Origin of the sequence: Plantibacter sp. T3, assembly GCF_902506515.1 — a bacterium.
In the GTDB taxonomy this organism is placed as follows: Bacteria; Actinomycetota; Actinomycetes; order Actinomycetales; family Microbacteriaceae; genus Plantibacter; species Plantibacter auratus.
In genome coordinates, this window is sequence record NZ_LR733286.1 from 3,643,025 (window position 1) to 3,660,847 (window position 17,823).

17 protein-coding genes are annotated in these 17,823 nt (G+C 67.2%); 12 read left to right on the plus strand and 5 right to left on the minus strand.

The features are described from left to right. Positions 1-13: 13 nt before the first annotated feature. The gene (locus tag GV015_RS17210; protein WP_159879601.1) at positions 14-643 is read right to left on the minus strand and encodes an isochorismatase family protein; all 630 of its coding nucleotides are present in this window, start codon (positions 641-643) and stop codon (positions 14-16) included. A 93-nt stretch (positions 644-736) separates the two neighbouring features. Here GV015_RS17210 and GV015_RS17215 point away from each other — a divergent pair, with 93 nt between their 5' ends. After that, positions 737-1,852, plus strand: a complete 1,116-nt coding sequence (locus tag GV015_RS17215; RefSeq protein WP_159879603.1) for a hypothetical protein — start codon at positions 737-739, stop codon at positions 1,850-1,852. On the opposite strand, the gene GV015_RS17220 is transcribed toward GV015_RS17215, so the two are convergent. Beyond that, positions 1,833-2,444: a DUF998 domain-containing protein gene (locus tag GV015_RS17220; RefSeq protein ID WP_159879605.1), complete on the minus strand. Its 612-nt coding sequence runs from the start codon at positions 2,442-2,444 to the stop codon at positions 1,833-1,835. The genes GV015_RS17215 and GV015_RS17220 overlap by 20 nt on opposite strands. A gap of 83 nt (positions 2,445-2,527) precedes the next feature. Between GV015_RS17220 and GV015_RS17225 the strand changes: the two genes are divergently transcribed. Then, the gene (locus GV015_RS17225) at positions 2,528-2,890 is read left to right on the plus strand and encodes a MerR family transcriptional regulator (RefSeq protein WP_159879607.1); all 363 of its coding nucleotides are present in this window, start codon (positions 2,528-2,530) and stop codon (positions 2,888-2,890) included. A gap of 83 nt (positions 2,891-2,973) precedes the next feature. Here GV015_RS17225 and GV015_RS17230 read toward each other — a convergent pair whose 3' ends face one another. Next, positions 2,974-3,492: a hypothetical protein gene (locus GV015_RS17230; RefSeq protein ID WP_159879609.1), complete on the minus strand. Its 519-nt coding sequence runs from the start codon at positions 3,490-3,492 to the stop codon at positions 2,974-2,976. Between the two features lie 128 nt (positions 3,493-3,620). On the opposite strand from GV015_RS17230, the gene GV015_RS17235 reads away from it, so the two are divergent. The 6 genes from GV015_RS17235 to GV015_RS17260 all read left to right on the plus strand — a co-directional run bounded on the left by GV015_RS17235 (position 3,621) and on the right by GV015_RS17260 (position 10,858). After that, the gene (locus tag GV015_RS17235; protein WP_159879611.1) at positions 3,621-4,613 is read left to right on the plus strand and encodes a hypothetical protein; all 993 of its coding nucleotides are present in this window, start codon (positions 3,621-3,623) and stop codon (positions 4,611-4,613) included. A 94-nt stretch (positions 4,614-4,707) separates the two neighbouring features. After that, positions 4,708-5,745: a LacI family DNA-binding transcriptional regulator gene (locus GV015_RS17240; RefSeq protein WP_159879613.1), complete on the plus strand. Its 1,038-nt coding sequence runs from the start codon at positions 4,708-4,710 to the stop codon at positions 5,743-5,745. After that, entirely contained in the window at positions 5,742-6,710 is a 969-nt protein-coding gene (locus GV015_RS17245) for a sugar ABC transporter permease (RefSeq protein ID WP_159879615.1), read from the plus strand. Before GV015_RS17240 ends, GV015_RS17245 begins: the two co-directional genes overlap by 4 nt. Positions 6,711-6,717: 7 nt before the next feature. Then, positions 6,718-7,695 carry a carbohydrate ABC transporter permease gene (locus GV015_RS17250; RefSeq protein ID WP_159879617.1) on the plus strand — a complete coding sequence of 326 codons (978 nt, stop codon included), beginning with the start codon at positions 6,718-6,720 and terminating at the stop codon, positions 7,693-7,695. 71 nt (positions 7,696-7,766) lie between these two features. After that, complete coding sequence (locus GV015_RS17255; RefSeq protein WP_159879619.1) at positions 7,767-9,380, plus strand: ABC transporter substrate-binding protein; 1,614 nt, start codon at positions 7,767-7,769, stop codon at positions 9,378-9,380. A gap of 92 nt (positions 9,381-9,472) precedes the next feature. Continuing rightward, on the plus strand, positions 9,473-10,858 hold the full coding sequence (locus GV015_RS17260; protein ID WP_159879621.1) for a glycoside hydrolase family 32 protein: 1,386 nt from the start codon (positions 9,473-9,475) through the stop codon (positions 10,856-10,858). A 61-nt stretch (positions 10,859-10,919) separates the two neighbouring features. On the opposite strand, the gene GV015_RS17265 is transcribed toward GV015_RS17260, so the two are convergent. Next, positions 10,920-11,603, minus strand: coding sequence for a suppressor of fused domain protein (locus GV015_RS17265; protein WP_159879623.1), 684 nt, complete (start codon positions 11,601-11,603; stop codon positions 10,920-10,922). A 186-nt stretch (positions 11,604-11,789) separates the two neighbouring features. On the opposite strand from GV015_RS17265, the gene GV015_RS17270 reads away from it, so the two are divergent. The 4 genes from GV015_RS17270 to GV015_RS17285 all read left to right on the plus strand — a co-directional run bounded on the left by GV015_RS17270 (position 11,790) and on the right by GV015_RS17285 (position 16,777). Further along, positions 11,790-12,332, plus strand: a complete 543-nt coding sequence (locus tag GV015_RS17270) for a hypothetical protein (RefSeq protein WP_159879625.1) — start codon at positions 11,790-11,792, stop codon at positions 12,330-12,332. 263 nt (positions 12,333-12,595) lie between these two features. Further along, on the plus strand, positions 12,596-13,663 hold the full coding sequence (locus GV015_RS17275; RefSeq protein ID WP_159879627.1) for a hypothetical protein: 1,068 nt from the start codon (positions 12,596-12,598) through the stop codon (positions 13,661-13,663). Between the two features lie 282 nt (positions 13,664-13,945). Beyond that, positions 13,946-15,583 (plus strand): PAS domain-containing sensor histidine kinase, encoded by a 1,638-nt coding sequence (locus tag GV015_RS17280; RefSeq protein WP_159879629.1) that lies wholly within the window; start codon positions 13,946-13,948, stop codon positions 15,581-15,583. 186 nt (positions 15,584-15,769) lie between these two features. After that, positions 15,770-16,777: a hypothetical protein gene (locus GV015_RS17285; protein WP_159879631.1), complete on the plus strand. Its 1,008-nt coding sequence runs from the start codon at positions 15,770-15,772 to the stop codon at positions 16,775-16,777. A gap of 68 nt (positions 16,778-16,845) precedes the next feature. Here the strand turns inward: GV015_RS17285 and GV015_RS17290 are convergent, their stop codons facing one another. Then, positions 16,846-17,814, minus strand: coding sequence for an aldo/keto reductase (locus GV015_RS17290; RefSeq protein WP_159879633.1), 969 nt, complete (start codon positions 17,812-17,814; stop codon positions 16,846-16,848). Positions 17,815-17,823: the final 9 nt, after the last annotated feature.

Consider the following 17,823-nt stretch of genomic DNA (forward strand, 5'->3'; position numbering starts at 1 on the left):
CGGCGGCGGGATGCTAGTCGCGCTCGGCGGCGCGCGTGGCGGAGGACACCAGGTCGTCCTTCGGCAGCGCCCTGCCGTCCGTGAGGGCCTGCGTCCAGGTGGCCGTCGTCGCGACCGCGGCGAAGTTCGAGTCGAGCAGCGCCATGAGGGTCGTGTGCACCGTCTTCGCGTCGACGGACCCGGCCGCGTTCTCGAGGTTGATCGCGCCGGTCGCGTCGGAGAGCACCTCGACGTCGATCCCGATCTCCTCGGCGCCCGCCGCGGACGCGATGACGCAGTTGTTCGTCATGTACCCGACGAGCGTCACGGTGTCCGCGCCCTGACCGCGCAGCCATGCCTCGAGGTCCGTCCCGGCGAAGACCGAGCCGTACTCCTTCACGACCGGCTTCCACGACGGCTGCGCGCGGCGGGCGACCTCGGGGTGGAGCTCGAACGCGCTCGTGTCCGGGTCGAAGACCGGAGCCCCGCTGCCCGATGAGTGCTGGACGACAGCGACCGGGATTCCTGCTGCCGTCGCCGCTTCGATGGCGGTCGCGATCCGCAGGATCGACTCCTCGCGCGGCGGGTACTGGATCGCGAGCGGACCGGCGAAGTACTCCTGCTGGACGTCGATCAGGATCAGGGCGCGGCGGGTCGTGGTCACAGGGAACTCCTCGGTTCGGTGATGGCATCGGCACGACGCCGTTTCCATCCTCCCCCGTGAGCGTTCGGCGCGCGCCACCGATAGTCTCGGCGCATGGGGATCAGGGGTGCGGGGATGCGGTCGGTCGGGATCAGCGCGGGGCTCGCCGTGATGGTGGTGCTGTCGGCGTCGGCGTGCGGATCATCCGCGACGCCGAACGAGTCGCCGACCTCCGATGCGCCGAGCAGCCCGGCGTCGGCCGACCTCCTCGCGTGCAGCGACCTCGCATCGCTCGACACCGTCGCCGGCGTCCTCGCCGCTGAACCGGCGGACGTCGTCGAGGCCGTGCAGCCGTCCGACGCCGTGGATCTGGCCGTCCTGACGGCGGCCGGCGGGCTCGCCTGCTCCTGGCGGGTGGGCGCCGGACAGCAGATGATCGGCGACGGAGCGGGCGACTGGGCCTACCTCTCGATCGAGATCCTGCCGGGCGCTGCCGACGACTGGGCGCCGCCCTACGCCGGCGACACACCGTCCGAGGACACGAGGACGATCGCCGGTGTCGAGGCGACCACCTCGTCGGGCGAGACCGGGTGGCGCGTTTCGGCGCCCGTCGGCTCGGCCTGGGTCGAGCTGTCGATCACCGCCTCCGGACTGACCTCCACCGGCAGCCGGTTCGAAGGCACGCCGGCGGGCGAGGTCCTCGACAACCTCGCCACGGCGGCGGAGACCACCTTCACGACGGTGGAGCCCGCCTCCGAGGCGCAGCTCGCCTGGCCCGCGCTCGCGCCGCGCGAGGGCGACGCGACCTGCGACGGCGGGCTGGACGAGGCCGGGATCGTCTCCGCACTGCAATATGGCGAGGCCACCACCACCTACACCGTCATCGATCCGCGGGCACAGCCGATCGGCGATCTGGAGGATGCGGCGAGCGCCCGAGTCGGTGCGTTCAGCTGCGAACTCTTCGCCGAGGGCTTCGGGTACACCGACATCCTGGTCGTGCGCGACGGCGCGACGATCATCGACGAGCTGGCAGCCCAGCCCGACATGGCGGCGGCGCTCGAGCCGGTCACCCTCGAAGGCGCGGTCGACGGCGAGTCGGCACTCGTCGCGCGCCGCATGGACGGTCCGCGGTCGCCGCTCTACCTCACCGTCGGTGAGACGTTCTATGCCGTCAGCTCCGGCGACGGCGCGCAGACGGTCGCTGAGGCGATCATCGCCCAGACCCGGTAGCGGCGAGACCGACGCTCGCGATGAGCGGCGCGACCGTCACGACGAGGATGAACGCGCGTTCGGCCAAGCCGAAGGTGTGCGGACGAAGCGGCCGGACCAGGAGTGAGACCACGAGGGCGGCGAGCGCGACGGCGGCGATCGGATCGAGGACGCCCAGGACGGCGCCCGGCGCTCCACCGAGCAGGCGTCCGAGCGGGCTGATCGTCGAGTACCCGAGGGTGAACCAAGCGATGGCGAACAGGAGGTGCACCCTTCCGCCCGCTGTCGTCGAGGAACCCGTCCGATCGGTCGGCACGAACGGCATCGCCGCCAGCAGGCCCCCGAGCACGAGGAGCCAGCCGCCGACACCGAGCCGACTGTCGCCGAGGGACACGTCGGTCAACACGCCTGCGCCCAGTGCCGCCCAGGCGGCAGCCGCACTCCAGGAGGACACGGTCGCGAGGGTCCGCGTGGTGCGCGAGTCGGCGACCGCGTAGTCGCTCACGGTGTCTCGGACGGGGTGGATCCCGCCGGGCACGACATGGAGGGCGATCAGCAGCAGCAGTCGACATCCGAACAGGACGGAGGCGAGGACGAAGATCGGTTGAGACATGATGACCCTTCAGGACGTTGTGGAACGGGCTTCCGTCCATGAGGCTAGAGATTCAAGTCACTTGAAGGTCAAGGAGGACTCCGATGAGGATCGGTGAGCTGGCGAGACGGACCGGTCTGGCGACGTCCGCGATCCGTTTCTACGAGCAGCGCGACATGTTCAGCCCAGGGCAGGTCGAACGGCGCGCGAACGGGTATCGCGACTACGGGCCGAGCGCCGTGCGGCGTCTGGAACTGATCCAGGCGGGTCGGGCGGCCGGCTTCTCGCTCGACGAGATGCGGGATCGCATGCGCGACTGGGACACCATGCCCGTCTCGCAGCGTGTGGACCTGTTGCGGGAGCATCTCGAGGTCATCGAGGAGCGGATGCAGGAACTCTCACGCGGGCGCGAGACGGTGCGGGCCGCGATCGCCGGGTTGTCCGAGTCGGATCGGAGCTCGGGGTGAGGGTCGCCGAGGCGATCATCGCGCAGACGTGGTGACGGCGGCACCGTCGGCGGGCGGTGTCGTCTGTCGGGCGGAGGGCCGGCTCACTCGCCGGCGGTGTCGAATCCGCAGGTCTGGATGGTCCAGGCGATGAACGCCTGATAGTCCGGGTCGGTCGCGGCGCTCTGCACGGCCTGCGACTCGGTGAACCTCGGGTCGAGCCCGACGTCGGAGACGAGGCTGTCGGCCGGGAACTCGGCGAGGATCGCTGCGGTCTCCTCAGCGGACGTCGCGAAGACCTCGGCGCCGGCTGCGACCTCGGCGCTCACGCCGTCCAGCGGCAGGAGGTCGCGGATCGTCGTGACCTGCGCCTGCACGGCCTCGAGGTCCTCGCCGACGGTGCCCGACTTCGCGGTCGCCGCCGCGCGGTTGGCCGCGCAGAACGCCGTGTAGTCGGCGGGCCCGTCCGCGACGTCGGCGGTCGCAGTAGCGGTGGGGGTCGACGACGGCGCCGTGGAGTCGCGGTCCCCGCTGGACGGTGCAGAGCATCCGGCGAGGAGGCCGGCGACGAGGAGGGCGGAGCCCCAGACGAAGGCGAGTCGGCTGCCGTGCGGTGCGGTCATGAACGAGGTCCCCTTCAACGGTCTGCGAGTCGGCGCCATCCATGTTGCCGCACCCGTGGGCCGTCCGAAAGGTCCCCGGCGCAGGCGGGCCCTCGGGCCCTGGCGCCGGAAGGCGTCAGACTGTATCCATGAGCGCCAACGTGAACCCACTCCCCGGCGATGAACCGGAGCCTCGACGGACCTCCGGCGTCCTGCTCGCGGTCGCCATCGGGCTCACGATCGTGTCGGTGATCGTCATGGTCGCCGGGTTCGGGGACTTCATCGCCGAACGGGCTGGGACGGGTGGGTCCAGAGCATGGTTGTTCCTCGCAGTCGCGGCGACACCCGCCGCATGGTGGCGCTTCACTGTCGCACGCAGCGCCGAGCGCGAGTACCGCTCCAGGCAGGCCGCCCGGCAAGCGCAGTGGGTGCCTGGTGGGCCGATGCAGCCGCAGCAGACCTGGTCGGCGGCGGTTCAGGGCGGGCCGCCGACGAACACGCCGACCCTCGGCGTGGTTCGCACGCGTCGGCACCGCACCTGGGTGGCACCGCTCGTGACCATCCCCGTCATCATCGTCGCCGCGGTACTCCTCATCGTCGCCCTGCGATCGGTGGACGCCCCCAGGGAGGCCATCCGTACGGTCACGTTCACGATGATCGTCGGTGTCATCCTCGCCCTCGGCGTCCTGGTCCTCGGCGTCGTCCGGTTCTTCCGTGCCCCGCCGAAACCCCGTATGACACGCGCGCCCCTCGCACCCCGTCCGGCCCGGAAGCAGGGTTTCTACGACGAGCTGTCATCGGAGGACGCGAAGCGCCGAGGCCTCACCGCCGAGGAGTACGGCGTCTACAAGGGGGACGTCGGCAGTATCGTCCGACCGGTCAATTCGGCGGGCGGTCTGTTGTTCATCGCGCTCCTCTTGACCGTGCTCAACGTGTTCATCCTCGTCCTCATCGGTGTCGGGATCGCCCAGGCCAACGGCCTCCTCGCGAGCAACCCGGACGACCACCCGCTCGGTCCGGTGGAGTGGTTCTTCCTCGGATTCGAGATGCTCTTCACCCCGATCGCGTGGCGGTACTACGTCGTCGAGCGGCGGGCCCAGAAGCTGCGGATCTCGCGCGGTCTTCCGCCGACGCTGCGCTGACCGACGTGCGTCGGCACTGCGGAGCGCTTGCAACGGGCCGCCGAGCCGTCTAGCATCAGGTCATACGATTAACCCACTCGATGAAGAGGACACCTTGGCACGGAAGACGCAGACGGTCACCATGTGGCAGGTCGCCGAGCGCGCGGGCGTCTCGCAGGCCACCGTGTCCCTCGTGCTCAACAACGTGGAAGGCAATCGTGTCGCCGAGGCGACACGCAATCGGGTTCTCGACGCCGTGAACGATCTCGACTACCGGACGAACGCCTTTGCGAAGTCACTGCGCAGCGGTGAGTCCGGCATGATCGGCTTCATCTCCGACGAGGTCGCCAGCGCACCGTTCGCGGGCCAGCTCTTGAAGGGCGCCCAGCTCTCGGCCTGGGAGACGGGCAACGTGATCCTCAGTGTCGACACCTACAACGAACCCGGCCTCGAGGCGGCGGCCATCGACATGATGCGGTCGTACCGCGTGCGGGGCGTCGTCTACGCGTCGATGTACCACCGCCTGCTCGACCTCCCCGCATCCCTCGGGGACATCCCGACCGTCATCGTCAATGCACAGGACCGCGCGGGCGATGTTCCGAGCGTCTTCCCGGACGAGGAACTCGGTGGCTACGCGGCCACCCGTCACCTCATCGAGGCCGGCCACACCCGCATCGCGATGATCAACATCCAGGACGAGGACAGCGACCTGCCCGCCGGCATCGGCCGCCTGGCGGGGTTCCGTCGGGCACTGACTGACGCGGGCCTCACCGAGCGCCCGGAGTGGATCCGGCACGGCTCAGGCATCGTCGAGGACGGCTTGGCGATCACCGCCGAACTGCTCTCCGCAACGGACCGGCCGACGGCGATCTTCTGCGGCAACGACCGGACGGCCTGGGGTGCGTACCGCGCCATCGAGCGGCTCGGACTCCGCGTCCCCGACGACTGCGCGATCGTCGGTTTCGACAACCACGAGATGATCGCGCCCTATCTCGACCCCGGATTGACCACCGTCGAGCTCCCCTACGAGCAGATGGCGCGCACCGGACTCGAGATCCTGCTCGCCGGCGGCGGCGAACAGCCCAGCAGAACCCCGATCGAATGCTCACTGATCCTCCGCGGATCGGTGTCGAAGGCGAAGGTGCCATCATGACCACTGCATCACCTCCCCACCCCAGCGCGAAGCAGCGCGTCATCAGGCCGAGACGTGGGCCTCGCGAACACGTCAACCGCGCGCTGCGGAGTTGGCAGTTATACGTATTACTCCTCCCGGCGACGGTCTCGGTGCTGCTCTTCAAGTACTGGCCGATGTACGGCGCGCAGATCGCCTTCCGCGACTACAACCCTGCGGACGGGTTCGCCGGGAGTCGCTGGGTCGGCCTGGAGCACTTCACGCGGTTCATCGAGTCGTTCCAGTTCGAGCGGCTGCTGGCCAACACGTTGACGATCAACGGTCTCGGTCTGCTCATCGCGTTCCCGGTGCCGATCATCCTCGCGCTGATCGTCAACCAGTTGCAGAGCGAACGGTTCAAGAAGTTCACCCAGACCGTGCTCTACTCCCCCTCGTTCATCTCCGTGGTCGTCGTCGTCGGCATGATCCACCTGTTGTTCTCGCCGCGGGCCGGCATCGTCAACAACGCGCTCGTGGCCTTCGGTGGCGAACCGATCTTCTTCATGGGCTCGCCCGACTGGTTCCGTCCGCTCTACATCGGCTCCGACATCTGGCAGAACGCCGGCTTCTCGATGATCGTGTACCTGGCCGCCCTGACGGCGATCGACCCGGCGCTCCACGAAGCGGCCCGCGTCGACGGCGCGAACAAATGGCAGCGGATCCGCCACATCGACATCCCCGGGATCCTGCCGGTGATCACCATCCTGTTCATCCTCGCCATCGGCAACCTCTTCAACCTGGGGTTCGAGAAGGTCCTGCTCATGCAGACCGACCTGAACCTCCCCACCTCGGAGGTCATCCAGACCTACGTCTACAAGGCGGGACTGCAGCAGGCGCAGTTCAGCTACTCGGCCGCGATCGGCCTCTTCAACTCCCTGATCAACCTGGTGCTGCTCCTGACCTTCAACTGGATCGCCAGGCGAGCAGGCCAATCGAGCCTTTGGTGATGACGCGATGACGCACACGATCTCCACCCCGCCCAAGCCCGCCGAACGACGCGCCGCCCGACGGCCCGTGCACCCGGGCCCGCCGCCGGTCCGTCCCGATCGTCGCGGACGCCTCGCCGACCCGCTGTTCAACGTCGTCGCGATCGGCACGCTCGTCCTCGCTATCGCCGCGATCATCTATCCGCTGTACTTCATCGTCATCGCCTCCTTCAGCGAACCGGCCGAGATCCTCAACGGCAACGTCTGGCTCTGGCCACAGGGGTTCACGACGGAGGGGTACGCCCGCATCTTCGCGGACGCGACCATCTGGCGTGGCTTCGCGAACTCCGTGCTGTACACCGTCCTGGGCACCGCCATCAGCGTGATCTGCATCCTCTGCGGTGCCTACGCGCTGTCGAGGAAGGACCTGTACGGCCGGACCGCCTTCATGCTGTTCTTCATCGTCACGATGTTCATCGACGGCGGCCTGATCGCACGGTACCTCGTGGTCCGCGACCTCGGCATGCTCGACACCGTCTGGGCCGTCGTGCTCCCCGGCGCAGTGGGCGTGTGGAACCTCATCATCGCCCGGGCGTTCTTCGAGAACAACGTGCCGGCGGAGCTCCGAGAGGCGGCCCAGCTCGACGGCGCGAACGACTTCCGGTTCTTCCTGCAGATCGTCCTACCGCTGTCGAAACCGCTCATCTTCCTGATGATCATGATCCACCTCGTCGCGAACTGGAACGCCTTCTTCGACGCCCTCATCTACCTCGACGACGAGAGCAAGTACCCGCTCCAGCTCGTCCTCCGGAACGTCCTCATCCAGTCCGAGGTGACCTCCGCCGGAGGCACCGGCGGGCTCGACTCCTACGCTGCTGCGCAGCGCATCGGGGAACTGATCAAGTACGGGATGATCGTGATCTCCAGCATCCCGTTGCTGATCATCCTCCCCTTCATGCAGAAGCACTTCACCAAGGGCGCCCTCCTCGGCGCCGTGAAGAGCTGATCGTGCGCGCCTCCGCGACGCAGACCCCAGCCGCACCACCATCCCTGCACCATCACAGAAGGAAGACCATCATGAGACACCGTCGTTTCAGCGCACTGACCGCACTCGCGGCCGGTGGCGCCCTGCTCCTCGCCGGCTGCACCGGCGGCGGAGGTTCCACCGAGGTCGCGGACAAGTCCGACGACTTCGGCTTCAACCAGACCGGCCTCCCGATCGTCGACGACACCCTCACCCTGTCGTTCGGCGGGACGAAGTCCGCGCTCGCCCCGAACTACGGCGACATGCAGCTCGTCCAGCAGTGGCAGACGGACACCAACATCGCCATCGACTGGAAGAACCTGCCCGAGCAGGTGTACGCCGAGAAGAAGAACCTCATGCTCGCCAGCGATGAGCTGCCGGACGTCCTCTACAACTCGGGACTGACCGACGCCGAGATCGTGCAGAACGGCGAGAACGGCACCCTGCTGCCCCTCGAGGACCTCATCGAGGAGTACGCGCCGACCCTGTCCGGCATCCTCGAGGACCGCCCCGACATCCGCGCGGCGATCACAGCGTCCGACGGCCACATCTACACGCTGCCCTCCGTCGAGGAGCTCGGCATCCTGCAGTACCCGAACTTCCTCTACATCAACACCGCCTGGCTCGACGCGCTGGGGCTGCTCATGCCCAGCACGATCGACGAGTACCACGCCGCCCTCGAGGCGTTCAGGACGCAGGACCCGAACGGCAACGGCAAGGCCGACGAGATCCCGCTCTCGTTCCGGACGGACTCCTTCTGCGCCAACCCGAACGACCTCATCGCGGCCCTCGGCGGCCAGCCCGAGAACAACGACCACCGCATCGTGCGTGACGGTGAGGTCGAGTTCACGGCCAACACCGACGGCTACCGGGCCGGCGTCGAGGCCCTGTCCGACTGGTACGCCGACGGCCTGATCGATCCCGAGTCGTTCTCGCAGGACGACCTGGCCTACCTCTCGAAGGGCAAGGCCGACACCGCGGTCCTCGGCTCCTTCTTCTGGTGGGAGCTCAAGGAGATGGTCGGCGACAACCGCATGGGCGACTACGCGATGCTCGGCGTGCTCGAGGGCGTCGGTGGAGAGAAGCTCGCCAGCGTCGCGAACAACCAGGAGATCAACCGCGGCGCCATGGCGATCACCCGCGCCAACCAGTATCCCGCGGCGACGATGCGCTGGGCGGACCGCTTGTTCGACCCGACCATGAGCGCCCAGGTGAACTGGGGCCCGATCGGCGTGACCCTCGAGGAGAACGCCGACGGTGTCCTCGTCCAGATCCCGGCACCCGCCGGGGAGGCCGAAGGCGAGCGACGTCAGAAGGTGGCCCCGGGCGGACCGAAGATCACGACGACCGAGGACTTCGAGACCGTCGTCGCGCCGGAGCCGCGCGCGAAGGAACGTCAGGACCTCGTCAACGAGTTCTACGCACCGTTCAAAGCCAACGAGGCGTACCCGCCGGTCATGCTCTCGAACGACGAGCTCGATGCCACGTCCTTCGCGGTGACCGACATCAACACGCTCGTGAAGGAGAAGTTCGCGAGCTGGATCGTGAACGGCACCGTCGACGACGAATGGGACGGCTACGTCACGCAGCTCGATTCGATGGGGATCGACGACGTCATCGCCACCTACCAGCAGGCCTACGACCGCTTCCAGGCCGGCGGCGAGTAGCCCCCTCGGGGGCGACGTCCGCGTCGCCCCCGAGGCCCCGACAGCACACCGATCCACCGCCCGCACACCGACCGACTTCCGTCAGGAGCACCATGACCACGCCCTCGACCACCACCCCCCAGTCCCTTCGTCCAGCAGCCCACTACACCGCCGAGTCGACCTGGCTGAACGACCCCAACGGGCTCGTGTTCTACGAGGGTGAGTACCACCTGTTCTTCCAGAACAACCCGAGCGGCTCCACCTGGGGCAACATCGCCTGGGGACACGCGGTCTCCACCGACCTGCTCTCGTGGGAGCACCGCCCCGTCGCCATCCCCGAGGAGGACGGCGAGATGGCCTTCTCCGGAAGCGTCGTCGTGGACCATCGCAACACGGCAGGGTTCGCGTCGGGAGAACGACCGGCACTCGTCGCGATCTACACGGCCGCTCGGCACGGGACCGACGACGACCCGGGCTCCCAGGCCCAGGCACTGGCGTTCAGCACCGACGGCGGTGCGGTGTGGACGCGCTACGCCGGCAACCCCGTCCTCGACATCGGGTCGAGCGAGTTCCGGGACCCGAAGGTGTTCTGGCATGGCGATGGTGACGGTGGTCACTGGGTCATGGTCGTCGCCGATCCCGTGGAGCACCGCATCGGGTTCTACACGTCGCCGAACCTCATCGATTGGGCACTCGCCTCGCACTTCGGGCCGGCGCACGCTGTCGGCGGCGTCTGGGAGTGCCCCGACCTGTTCCCGCTCCGCATCCGCGGGACGAACGAGACCCGATGGGTCCTCGTCGTGAGCCTCAACCCGGGAGCGATCGCCGGGGGTTCCGGCACGCAGTACTTCATCGGTGACTTCGACGGACGGGTCTTCACCGCCGAGCGTCTCAGCGATTCACTCGACCCCTCCGACTACGACTGGTTGGACTTCGGCCGCGACTACTATGCGGCGGTCTCGTTCAGCAATGTTCCGGACGGCCGGCGGCTCATGATCGGTTGGGCGAGCAACTGGGAGTACGCCAATGAGACGCCGACGGGACCGTGGCGGTCGGCGATGTCCCTCGCTCGCGAGATCGAACTCGTGCGGGCCACCGACGGGCGGGTCCACGTGGTGCAGGCGCCGGTGCTGCCGGGTGACGAGGTGACCCGCTTCGAGGTGACGGTCCCCTGCACCGACGGCGTCCGGACGACCCTGACGCTGACCCCTGAGACGACCACCGACGAGCGATTCGTCATCAGTGTCGACGGCTCGGAGCGCAGGATCAGCTGCGACCGCACCAGCTCCGGGAACACGACCTTCCACCCGACATACCCCTCGGTCGACTGGGCCGCACTCCCCGCCGACACCGGCTCCAGCGTCGAACTGACGATCATCGTGGACGCCTACCTGATCGAGGTCTTCGTCGGCGACGGCCGAGTGACGTTCACCGAGCAGGTTTTCCCGCAAGCGCCGTTCAGCCGTCTCCACCGCGGCGACATCGACGAACGGGACTGAACGTCAGGCTCGGACGCGGTCTCTCACCGACACTGCGTGGCCGCTCGACCCCGGCAACGGCTCAGCGGCGCTCCGGGTCGATGATCAGGAGCGGGTCGCCCGTTGCGAGGCCGTCCAGCACCTCGTCCGTCGTCGACCGCTTCGCCTCCTCGACATCGGCGTCGGTCAGCGCGACGGCCTGCCAGAAGGCGACCCGGCCGTTCGGCGTCTCGATGGGAGCGACCACCGGGTCGGCGGTGACGGCGAGGGTCGTGAGGGTGCCGTCGGGATCGTCGGTCACGCCGTCGGCGAGTCGGATCCGATCCCCCAGCCACAGTTCCTGCGGCCCACTGCGCACGTACTGCGCGAGGACGATCAGCGCGCGGTACGGCCACTGAGGCGGCGTCTCGTCGGCCGGAGACCGGCGCACGCGCATCGTGAGCTCGTACCCGAAACCGCTGGTCGTCGGATCGTCGGAGTCCTTGCCCCACAGCTCGGTGAGCCCGTAGGTGACGTAGAACCAGTGGTCGGGTCCCGGCAGTGCCGAACACCCCTGCAGAGCGGACCCGAAGTGCAGTCCCGGCGAGTAGGCGACATGGAACTCGCGGGCACCCGGGTAGTGCTGCGACACCGCCTGCGTGACGGCGTCCCATCCACGCTCGTCGAGGTCGTCGAGGTCGCCGGGTCCGTCGGGCCCGCCTGCCGCAGGCTCGGTCGCGGCGGGCGGGGTCGGTGGCTGCTCGGTCTTGCGTCGGAAGAAGCGCATGCGACGAGTGTAGGCATCGGTCGCAGGCACTGCGTCAGTGCTAGCGCGGATCCCGCTGAACAAACCCTCGACCGGCCAGCCATGTCCGCCGAGCGGCCCGGTTTCACTCCGAGAAGGTCCTCGTGTTGATCGATCGCCACAATTGGGGGCAGATGGTCGAAGTCGCCTGCCGATATATTCACGGGCATGGACTCTCTTGCTCTTGTGATCCAAGGACTCATCACCATCGCAGCTGTCATGGTCGGGGCCGCGGGAACCTACTTCGCAACCCAGCGAATCGAGCGATCTCGTTGGGAACGCGAGGAGATTATGCGCTGGGATGAAACGAAGCGGGAGATCTATACGGAGTACGCATCAAGCGTCAAGAAGTCGATCATCCGATCCCGGAGCATTCTGGGTGGAATGGGACTCAGCCCAACGCTTACACCGATCTCCCGCGAGCTCGGACTGCCTCTGTTGGACATTGACGAGAACAATCGAAGCGAGCGACTAGAAGCGGTCATGGTCATCGGCGGCTCGGAGGTGATTGCTGCTGCTCGCGAGTGGCACGGTTTTGCGTGGACATTCCACAAGTGGGCAAACGGAACTGAATCTACGTCCTCGGACATCGTGGAACGTGAGTATGAAGCAGCACAGGGCGCACGTGAGGCCTTCTACACAGCAGCCCGTCGAGAGCTGAAACTGCATGCGGGAGACCCGAGCCAGTCGCCCCCGACGGCTGCGTCTTAGGCTGACCGCAGGTGCAGGTTGGCCAGTGTCGCAACTTCGACTAGAACGTCATTCTCGAATCGCTGGAGGGCGCTTGGAAGGGCAATTTTTCGGCGACATAAGCCGGGCGAACACTTCCAGCTCAAGATCGGTCGTGTCGACTGTGAGTGATCCTTCGGCCGCCCACCTGAGGCAAGACAGTCAATCCTGGCCGCGCCGGCAGTGCAACGAACCGAGTAGATTGAAACAATCTACGGTTGGCTGGAACCCGAACGGATCAATGCATGACACATGAATACACCTATTTCCCACGTGGCTCAGGTCCGATCGGGTCAGTAATGCTGGATGCAAATGTCACGGCTAGTCTTGACTCAATCGCTAGACGGGGCTCAGCGTTTCGAGATGAGGTTGTCCGTGAACGGATAGGAGGTCTCCTCGCTCGCCTTGGAGACTCCGAGGTTTTAGCAATGGCGGGCTTGGGCGCAGCCGAGGGAGACATCAGGCGGGAGTTCCGCGAGACGGATTATTCGAACTTCCACCGGCGATCCGCACATGCACTGTCGCTCCTGAACGAGAACAGAGACTCGCTGCGGCGTTGGGCGGCGGGTGAACATGTAGAGCCGGTCAGTGTCGACCTCGAGGGCGAGCGTCAGAAGCAGACGGAGAGTCTCTTCGGCACTGTGACAGAAAATTACCTCCTCCCGTCCTACGCCTTGGTTCTGCAGGCGTACTGGTCGTACCTGAGCGATCCAGTTCCCGCGAGAGGCTTACGCGCCGTGGAGCGGGTTGCCAATGAGACGCGTTGTCGAGGGTCGAGGGAGATGATGCTTGCGATCCTCCTCATCGCTGGGACGCATGAAGGAAGGGCGCTTGCGCTCAGCATCATGAAGCTCCAGAACGAAGTAGGTTTCTCACAGACTTTGGACGCTGCTTGGAACACGAGCTTCGACCTCACCTACACGCGACTGGCGGTAGCCACCCCGCTCTATGGACCGTTGCCGGGGCCCGTGGTGTTCGTTACAGCTGACAAGCATCTGAGCACTTTTATGAACACGATCGAACCACGTGGAGGAGGGATGGGTTCGAATGGTGTGGTGCTACCGCTGGACTCCGTCAACTTCGATGGGCTTGTGCAGGACGATCTCTACGAGGCAATCCGCAAGCTGATGGCGTCAAGTACTCAAGCGGCCTCTACGAGCCCTATGCCCGCAGACCATGTCGCGAGAATACGACGCGCCAACTCACGAAAGCACGTCGAGCGCCTCGAGGCCTGCTTCTTGAAGCGCGACCGGGTGAGTAGGCGACATGGAACTCGCGGGCACCCGGATAGTGCTGCGACACCGCCTGCGTGACGGCGTCCCATCCCCGCTCGTCGAGGTCGTCGAGGTCGTCGGGTCCGTCGGGCCCGCCCACCGTAGGCTCGGTCGCGGCGAGCGGCGTCGGTGGCTGCTGGGATTTGCGTCGGAAGAAGCCCATGCGACGAGTGTAGGCATCGGTCGCTCGGACGCGGCCACGGAGGCGGACGCGTCCAGCACATAGGCCGTCGTATGAGGGCGGATCAAGGGAGCCGCCATCGATCACGGCGGCGATACAGTGAACTGGCCCGACACCGGGCGGGACACCTGGGAGGCCCGATGCCACGCTGGATCGAAGGCACGGAGCACCACCCCCGGTTCGGCCTCTTGAGCCGGAGTCAGGGTCCGCTGGCGCTGGGCGTGGGGATCGTCACGGCGATCGTCGGCACCACCAGTCCGGCCGTCCTCCGGGTCACCGAGCTCCAACTGGCTTGGGCCGTCATGGGACTCGCGCTCGTCGCGACACTCGCGCTTCCGTGGGAGCGGATCGCGCGCCCGTGGGCGCTCACCCTCGTCAGCGCCGACCTCGCCGTCGTGGGATTCGTGAACCATGCGGTGTCCCCCGTCCTCGGCGCCTCGATCGTCCTGCTCGCCTTCCCCGTGCTCTGGCTGTCCTACAGCTTCGGACGCCTCGGCGTCGTCCTCGCTCTCGTGGGGAGCGTGCTCGTCATCTGGCTGCCCAGCCTGTTGTACGGCGAGGGTCCCGAGAGCGCGCAGGACCAGAGTGATCTCGTCGCGCTCACCCTGCTGCTGGTGCTGGTCATCATCGCCGTCGGCCTGCAGTCGCAACGGTTCGAACGCGCTCAGGCGAGCGTGCGGGCCGAGGGCGAGGCGAAGGTCGAAGCCATGGAGGGGCAGAACCGGCTGGCCCTGATGCTCCGCACCGTCGCCGACGAGGTGAACGTCGGACTGGTCTTCTTCGACGAACACGGAGACCAGATCCTCAACAACCGACTCGCCGTCGAACTCGCGACGCTGGCCGGCTACGACGCGTCGACCGGGGGCGCCCGCTTCATCTGGGCGGCGGACGGCATCACCCCGCTGGCGACGGAGGACCAACCGGTCGTGCGGGTCCTCGACGGACAGGACGTCCGCGACTTCTTCTACTGGGTGGGGCCTCCCGGCAAGCAACGAGCCCTCGTCGCGAATGGCCGATCGGTCAGTGGCGCGGACGGCGAACCGAACGGAGCGCTCCTCGTCGGACAGGACGTGACCGAGCTCACCGAAGCCGTCCGGATGCGCACCGAGTCGCTCACGAGCCTCAGCCACGAGCTCCGGACACCCCTCACGAGCATCCTCGGGTACCTCGACATGCTCGACGACGACACGGACATCGCACCCCGGGTGCAGGCCCAGCTCGCCGTCATCCGTCGGAGCGCCGATCATCTCGGGCGTCTGGCTGAACAGTTCCTCGCAGCGAGCGCACCCCACCTGGAGATCACCGACGAACCCGTCGACCTCAGCGCCATCGTCCTGGAGGCGGCCGACGAGCGACGACGACTCGGCCTGCCCGACGGCGTGGAGCTGCGCACGGCTGCCGTGCCGACGCTGCAGCTCGTCGGCGATCGAGCACGCCTCCGGGAGTTGCTCTCGATCATGCTCGACAACGCGGTGACCTACACCCGCGCCGGCGAGATCTTCCTGAGCGTGCGCTCGGACGGCGTGGATGCGATCATCCGCGTCACCGACACGGGCATCGGCATCCCGACGGACGAACTCACCCGGGTCTTCGAACGGTTCCACCGAGCCGGGAACGTGCGCGAGGAGACGATCCGCGGATCGGGCCTCGGACTCACCATCGCCAGATCCATCGCGCAGGCGCACCGCGGCACGATCGAGGCGTTCGCCACCGGTGACCCCGGGACGACCTTCATCGTCCGCTTGCCACTGGCCCGTCGGAAGCATTCGGCCGCCTGACGCCACCGACGAGGCGTTCGGCACGGCGGCGCAGTGCGCGTCGACGAACGGTCGGAGACCGTTGACCGTTCCCGGAGCAGTCTTGCCGTGAGCGTGCGAGCGATGCCCCTCCAGCTCTGGACAACGAAGGTGGTGGGAGGACTAGAGTGCTGGCCAAACGGGTAGGCGCGACGATGCGGAGGACCGATGAATTCCGAGACCTTCGTCCTGCTCGCCGTATCCGTGCTGGTTGCCGGGTCGTGTGCGCTGTTGTTCGTCGTCGACAGCCGTCAGTCGCTCTCCGGCCGGTACATCAACCTCTGGCTCACCGCTTCCATGCTCGCCGTCCTGTGCACCGCTTCCTACCTCGCCGCGACGGGGCTGGGGCATCCGCCCCTGGTGGTGGCGGTGGGGAACGGCGCGATGGTCGGCGCTGTCGGGTTCGTCTGGCTGGGCTGCCAGGCGTTCAACGGCCGGCGGATCCGGTTCGGGCTGGTCGTCACGGTGGTGCTGATCGTCATGATCCTGACGTTCCTGCCCGAGTCCCGGGGTCCGAACTGGGCGGGGGTCGTCCCGAAACTCCTGAGCCTGAGCCTCTTCGCCGCGCTGACCGCAGTCGAATCGCGGAGGGGTCTCTTCAGGTCGTTCCGGGTGAGTTGGGCGATGACGATCGTGCACGCACTCCACGCGTCCTACAGCGGTGCGCGCGCCGTCGTCTTCGGTCTCCAGGGCCCCCGTGGCGATGTGTTCGAGCGGTACTTCAACACCGAGATCACGACGGTGATCAACCTGGTGTTCGTCGTCGTCACCACGTTGGTCCTGGTGTTCCTGCGAATCGAAGAGCTCTCCAGCCGGCGGGCGAGCGGAGGACCCGGTTGCTTCACGACGGTCCGTCGGCTCTGGGCGCTCCATCGTGATCACCCGGGTTCTGTGGTCCACTCCATCGAGATCGTCGATCTCACCGTGGTCAAAGACGCCTACGGCGTGGCGCACGCGAACGATCTCGTCAGCCGGCTGATCGACAGTGTCGTCCAGTCGAGTCCGGGTGCCCAGGCCGTTGCCAGCACCCGCCGAGGCACCGTCCTGCTCCTGCTGCCTGACGAGCACGGCAGCGTGGAAGCGAAGGTCGACGCCGCGATCGAGGACGCCTACTGGAAGCAGTCGGTTGCGCTTGTCGACGGATACGCCAGCACCCTGCGGATCACGACGCTCTGAGCGGCACCGCAGCAGAAGACCCGACGGGATCAGCTGATGTCCTCACCGGCGCCCGGACCGAACGGCGTTCACCACCAGAAGGGCGCCTGCGTCACGTAGGGGGATTCGAGCCTGGCGACCTCGTCGTCGGTCAGCTGCACGTCCAGCGCGGCGGCGGCATCCGAGAGATGTGCCGGTCTGGTGGCACCGATGATGGGAGCTGCGACCGTCGGGTTCCGCAGGACCCAGGCCAGCGCGACCTGCGCCATCGGGATCCCTCGCTCGACGGCGATCTCCTCGACGGCGTCGATGATCGGGCCGTCGGCGTCGGTGTCGAACGCCTTCGCCACCTCGTCGATGTTCGAGCGGTCCGTGGCTGCGCCGCGCGGCCGGGCGAGTCGTCCTTTGCCGCTCGGCGAGTAGGGCGTGAGGCCGACTCCGGTGTCCGCGCACATCGGGATCATCTCCCGTTCCTCTTCGCGTTTCAGCAGGTTGTACTGGTTCTCCATCGCGACGAAGGGCGTCAGCCCGTTGACCGCTGCGGCCGTCTGCAGCTTCGCGAACTGCCAGGCGTACATGGAGGAGGCGCCGAGGTAGCGCACCTTCCCCGCGCGGACGATGTCGTCGAGCGCTTGCATCGTCTCCTCGACCGGCGTCTCCTCGTCGAAACGGTGGACGTAGTACACGTCGATGTGGTCGGTCCCGAGTCGTCGCAACGACGCGTCGACCTGTTCGAGGATGGCCGTTCGGGAGAGTCCCGATCCCCCGGGCCCGTCATGCATCCTCCCCGAGACCTTCGTCGCGAGGACGATGTCCTCACGGCGACTGAACCGTTTGATCGCGCGTCCGACGTACTCCTCACCGCTGCCCTGTTGGTAGACGTTCGCGGTGTCCCAGAACGTGATCCCCAGCTCGACCGCCTGCCGGAAGAACGGCGCGGACGCCGCTTCGTCCAGGGTCCAACGGTGGAGTCCGCGGTGCGGATCGCCGTAGGTCATGCAACCGAGTGCGAGGCGGCTGACGCGGAGGCCGGTCGCTCCGAGGCGGGTGTACTCCATGCTTGGTGC

Bases quoted from the DNA above. Each gene is read 5' to 3' on its own strand.
- GV015_RS17215 (WP_159879603.1), top strand. From the start codon at position 737: ATGGGGATCAGGGGTGCGGGGATGCGGTCGGTCGGGATCAGCGCGGGG.
- GV015_RS17220 (WP_159879605.1), bottom strand. From the start codon at position 2,444: ATGTCTCAACCGATCTTCGTCCTCGCCTCCGTCCTGTTCGGATGTCGA.
- GV015_RS17225 (WP_159879607.1), top strand. From the start codon at position 2,528: ATGAGGATCGGTGAGCTGGCGAGACGGACCGGTCTGGCGACGTCCGCG.
- GV015_RS17230 (WP_159879609.1), bottom strand. From the start codon at position 3,492: ATGACCGCACCGCACGGCAGCCGACTCGCCTTCGTCTGGGGCTCCGCC.
- GV015_RS17235 (WP_159879611.1), top strand. From the start codon at position 3,621: ATGAGCGCCAACGTGAACCCACTCCCCGGCGATGAACCGGAGCCTCGA.
- GV015_RS17245 (WP_159879615.1), top strand. From the start codon at position 5,742: ATGACCACTGCATCACCTCCCCACCCCAGCGCGAAGCAGCGCGTCATC.
- GV015_RS17250 (WP_159879617.1), top strand. From the start codon at position 6,718: ATGACGCACACGATCTCCACCCCGCCCAAGCCCGCCGAACGACGCGCC.
- GV015_RS17255 (WP_159879619.1), top strand. From the start codon at position 7,767: ATGAGACACCGTCGTTTCAGCGCACTGACCGCACTCGCGGCCGGTGGC.
- GV015_RS17260 (WP_159879621.1), top strand. From the start codon at position 9,473: ATGACCACGCCCTCGACCACCACCCCCCAGTCCCTTCGTCCAGCAGCC.
- GV015_RS17265 (WP_159879623.1), bottom strand. From the start codon at position 11,603: ATGCGCTTCTTCCGACGCAAGACCGAGCAGCCACCGACCCCGCCCGCC.
- GV015_RS17270 (WP_159879625.1), top strand. From the start codon at position 11,790: ATGGACTCTCTTGCTCTTGTGATCCAAGGACTCATCACCATCGCAGCT.
- GV015_RS17275 (WP_159879627.1), top strand. From the start codon at position 12,596: ATGACACATGAATACACCTATTTCCCACGTGGCTCAGGTCCGATCGGG.
- GV015_RS17280 (WP_159879629.1), top strand. From the start codon at position 13,946: ATGCCACGCTGGATCGAAGGCACGGAGCACCACCCCCGGTTCGGCCTC.
- GV015_RS17285 (WP_159879631.1), top strand. From the start codon at position 15,770: ATGAATTCCGAGACCTTCGTCCTGCTCGCCGTATCCGTGCTGGTTGCC.
- GV015_RS17290 (WP_159879633.1), bottom strand. From the start codon at position 17,814: ATGGAGTACACCCGCCTCGGAGCGACCGGCCTCCGCGTCAGCCGCCTC.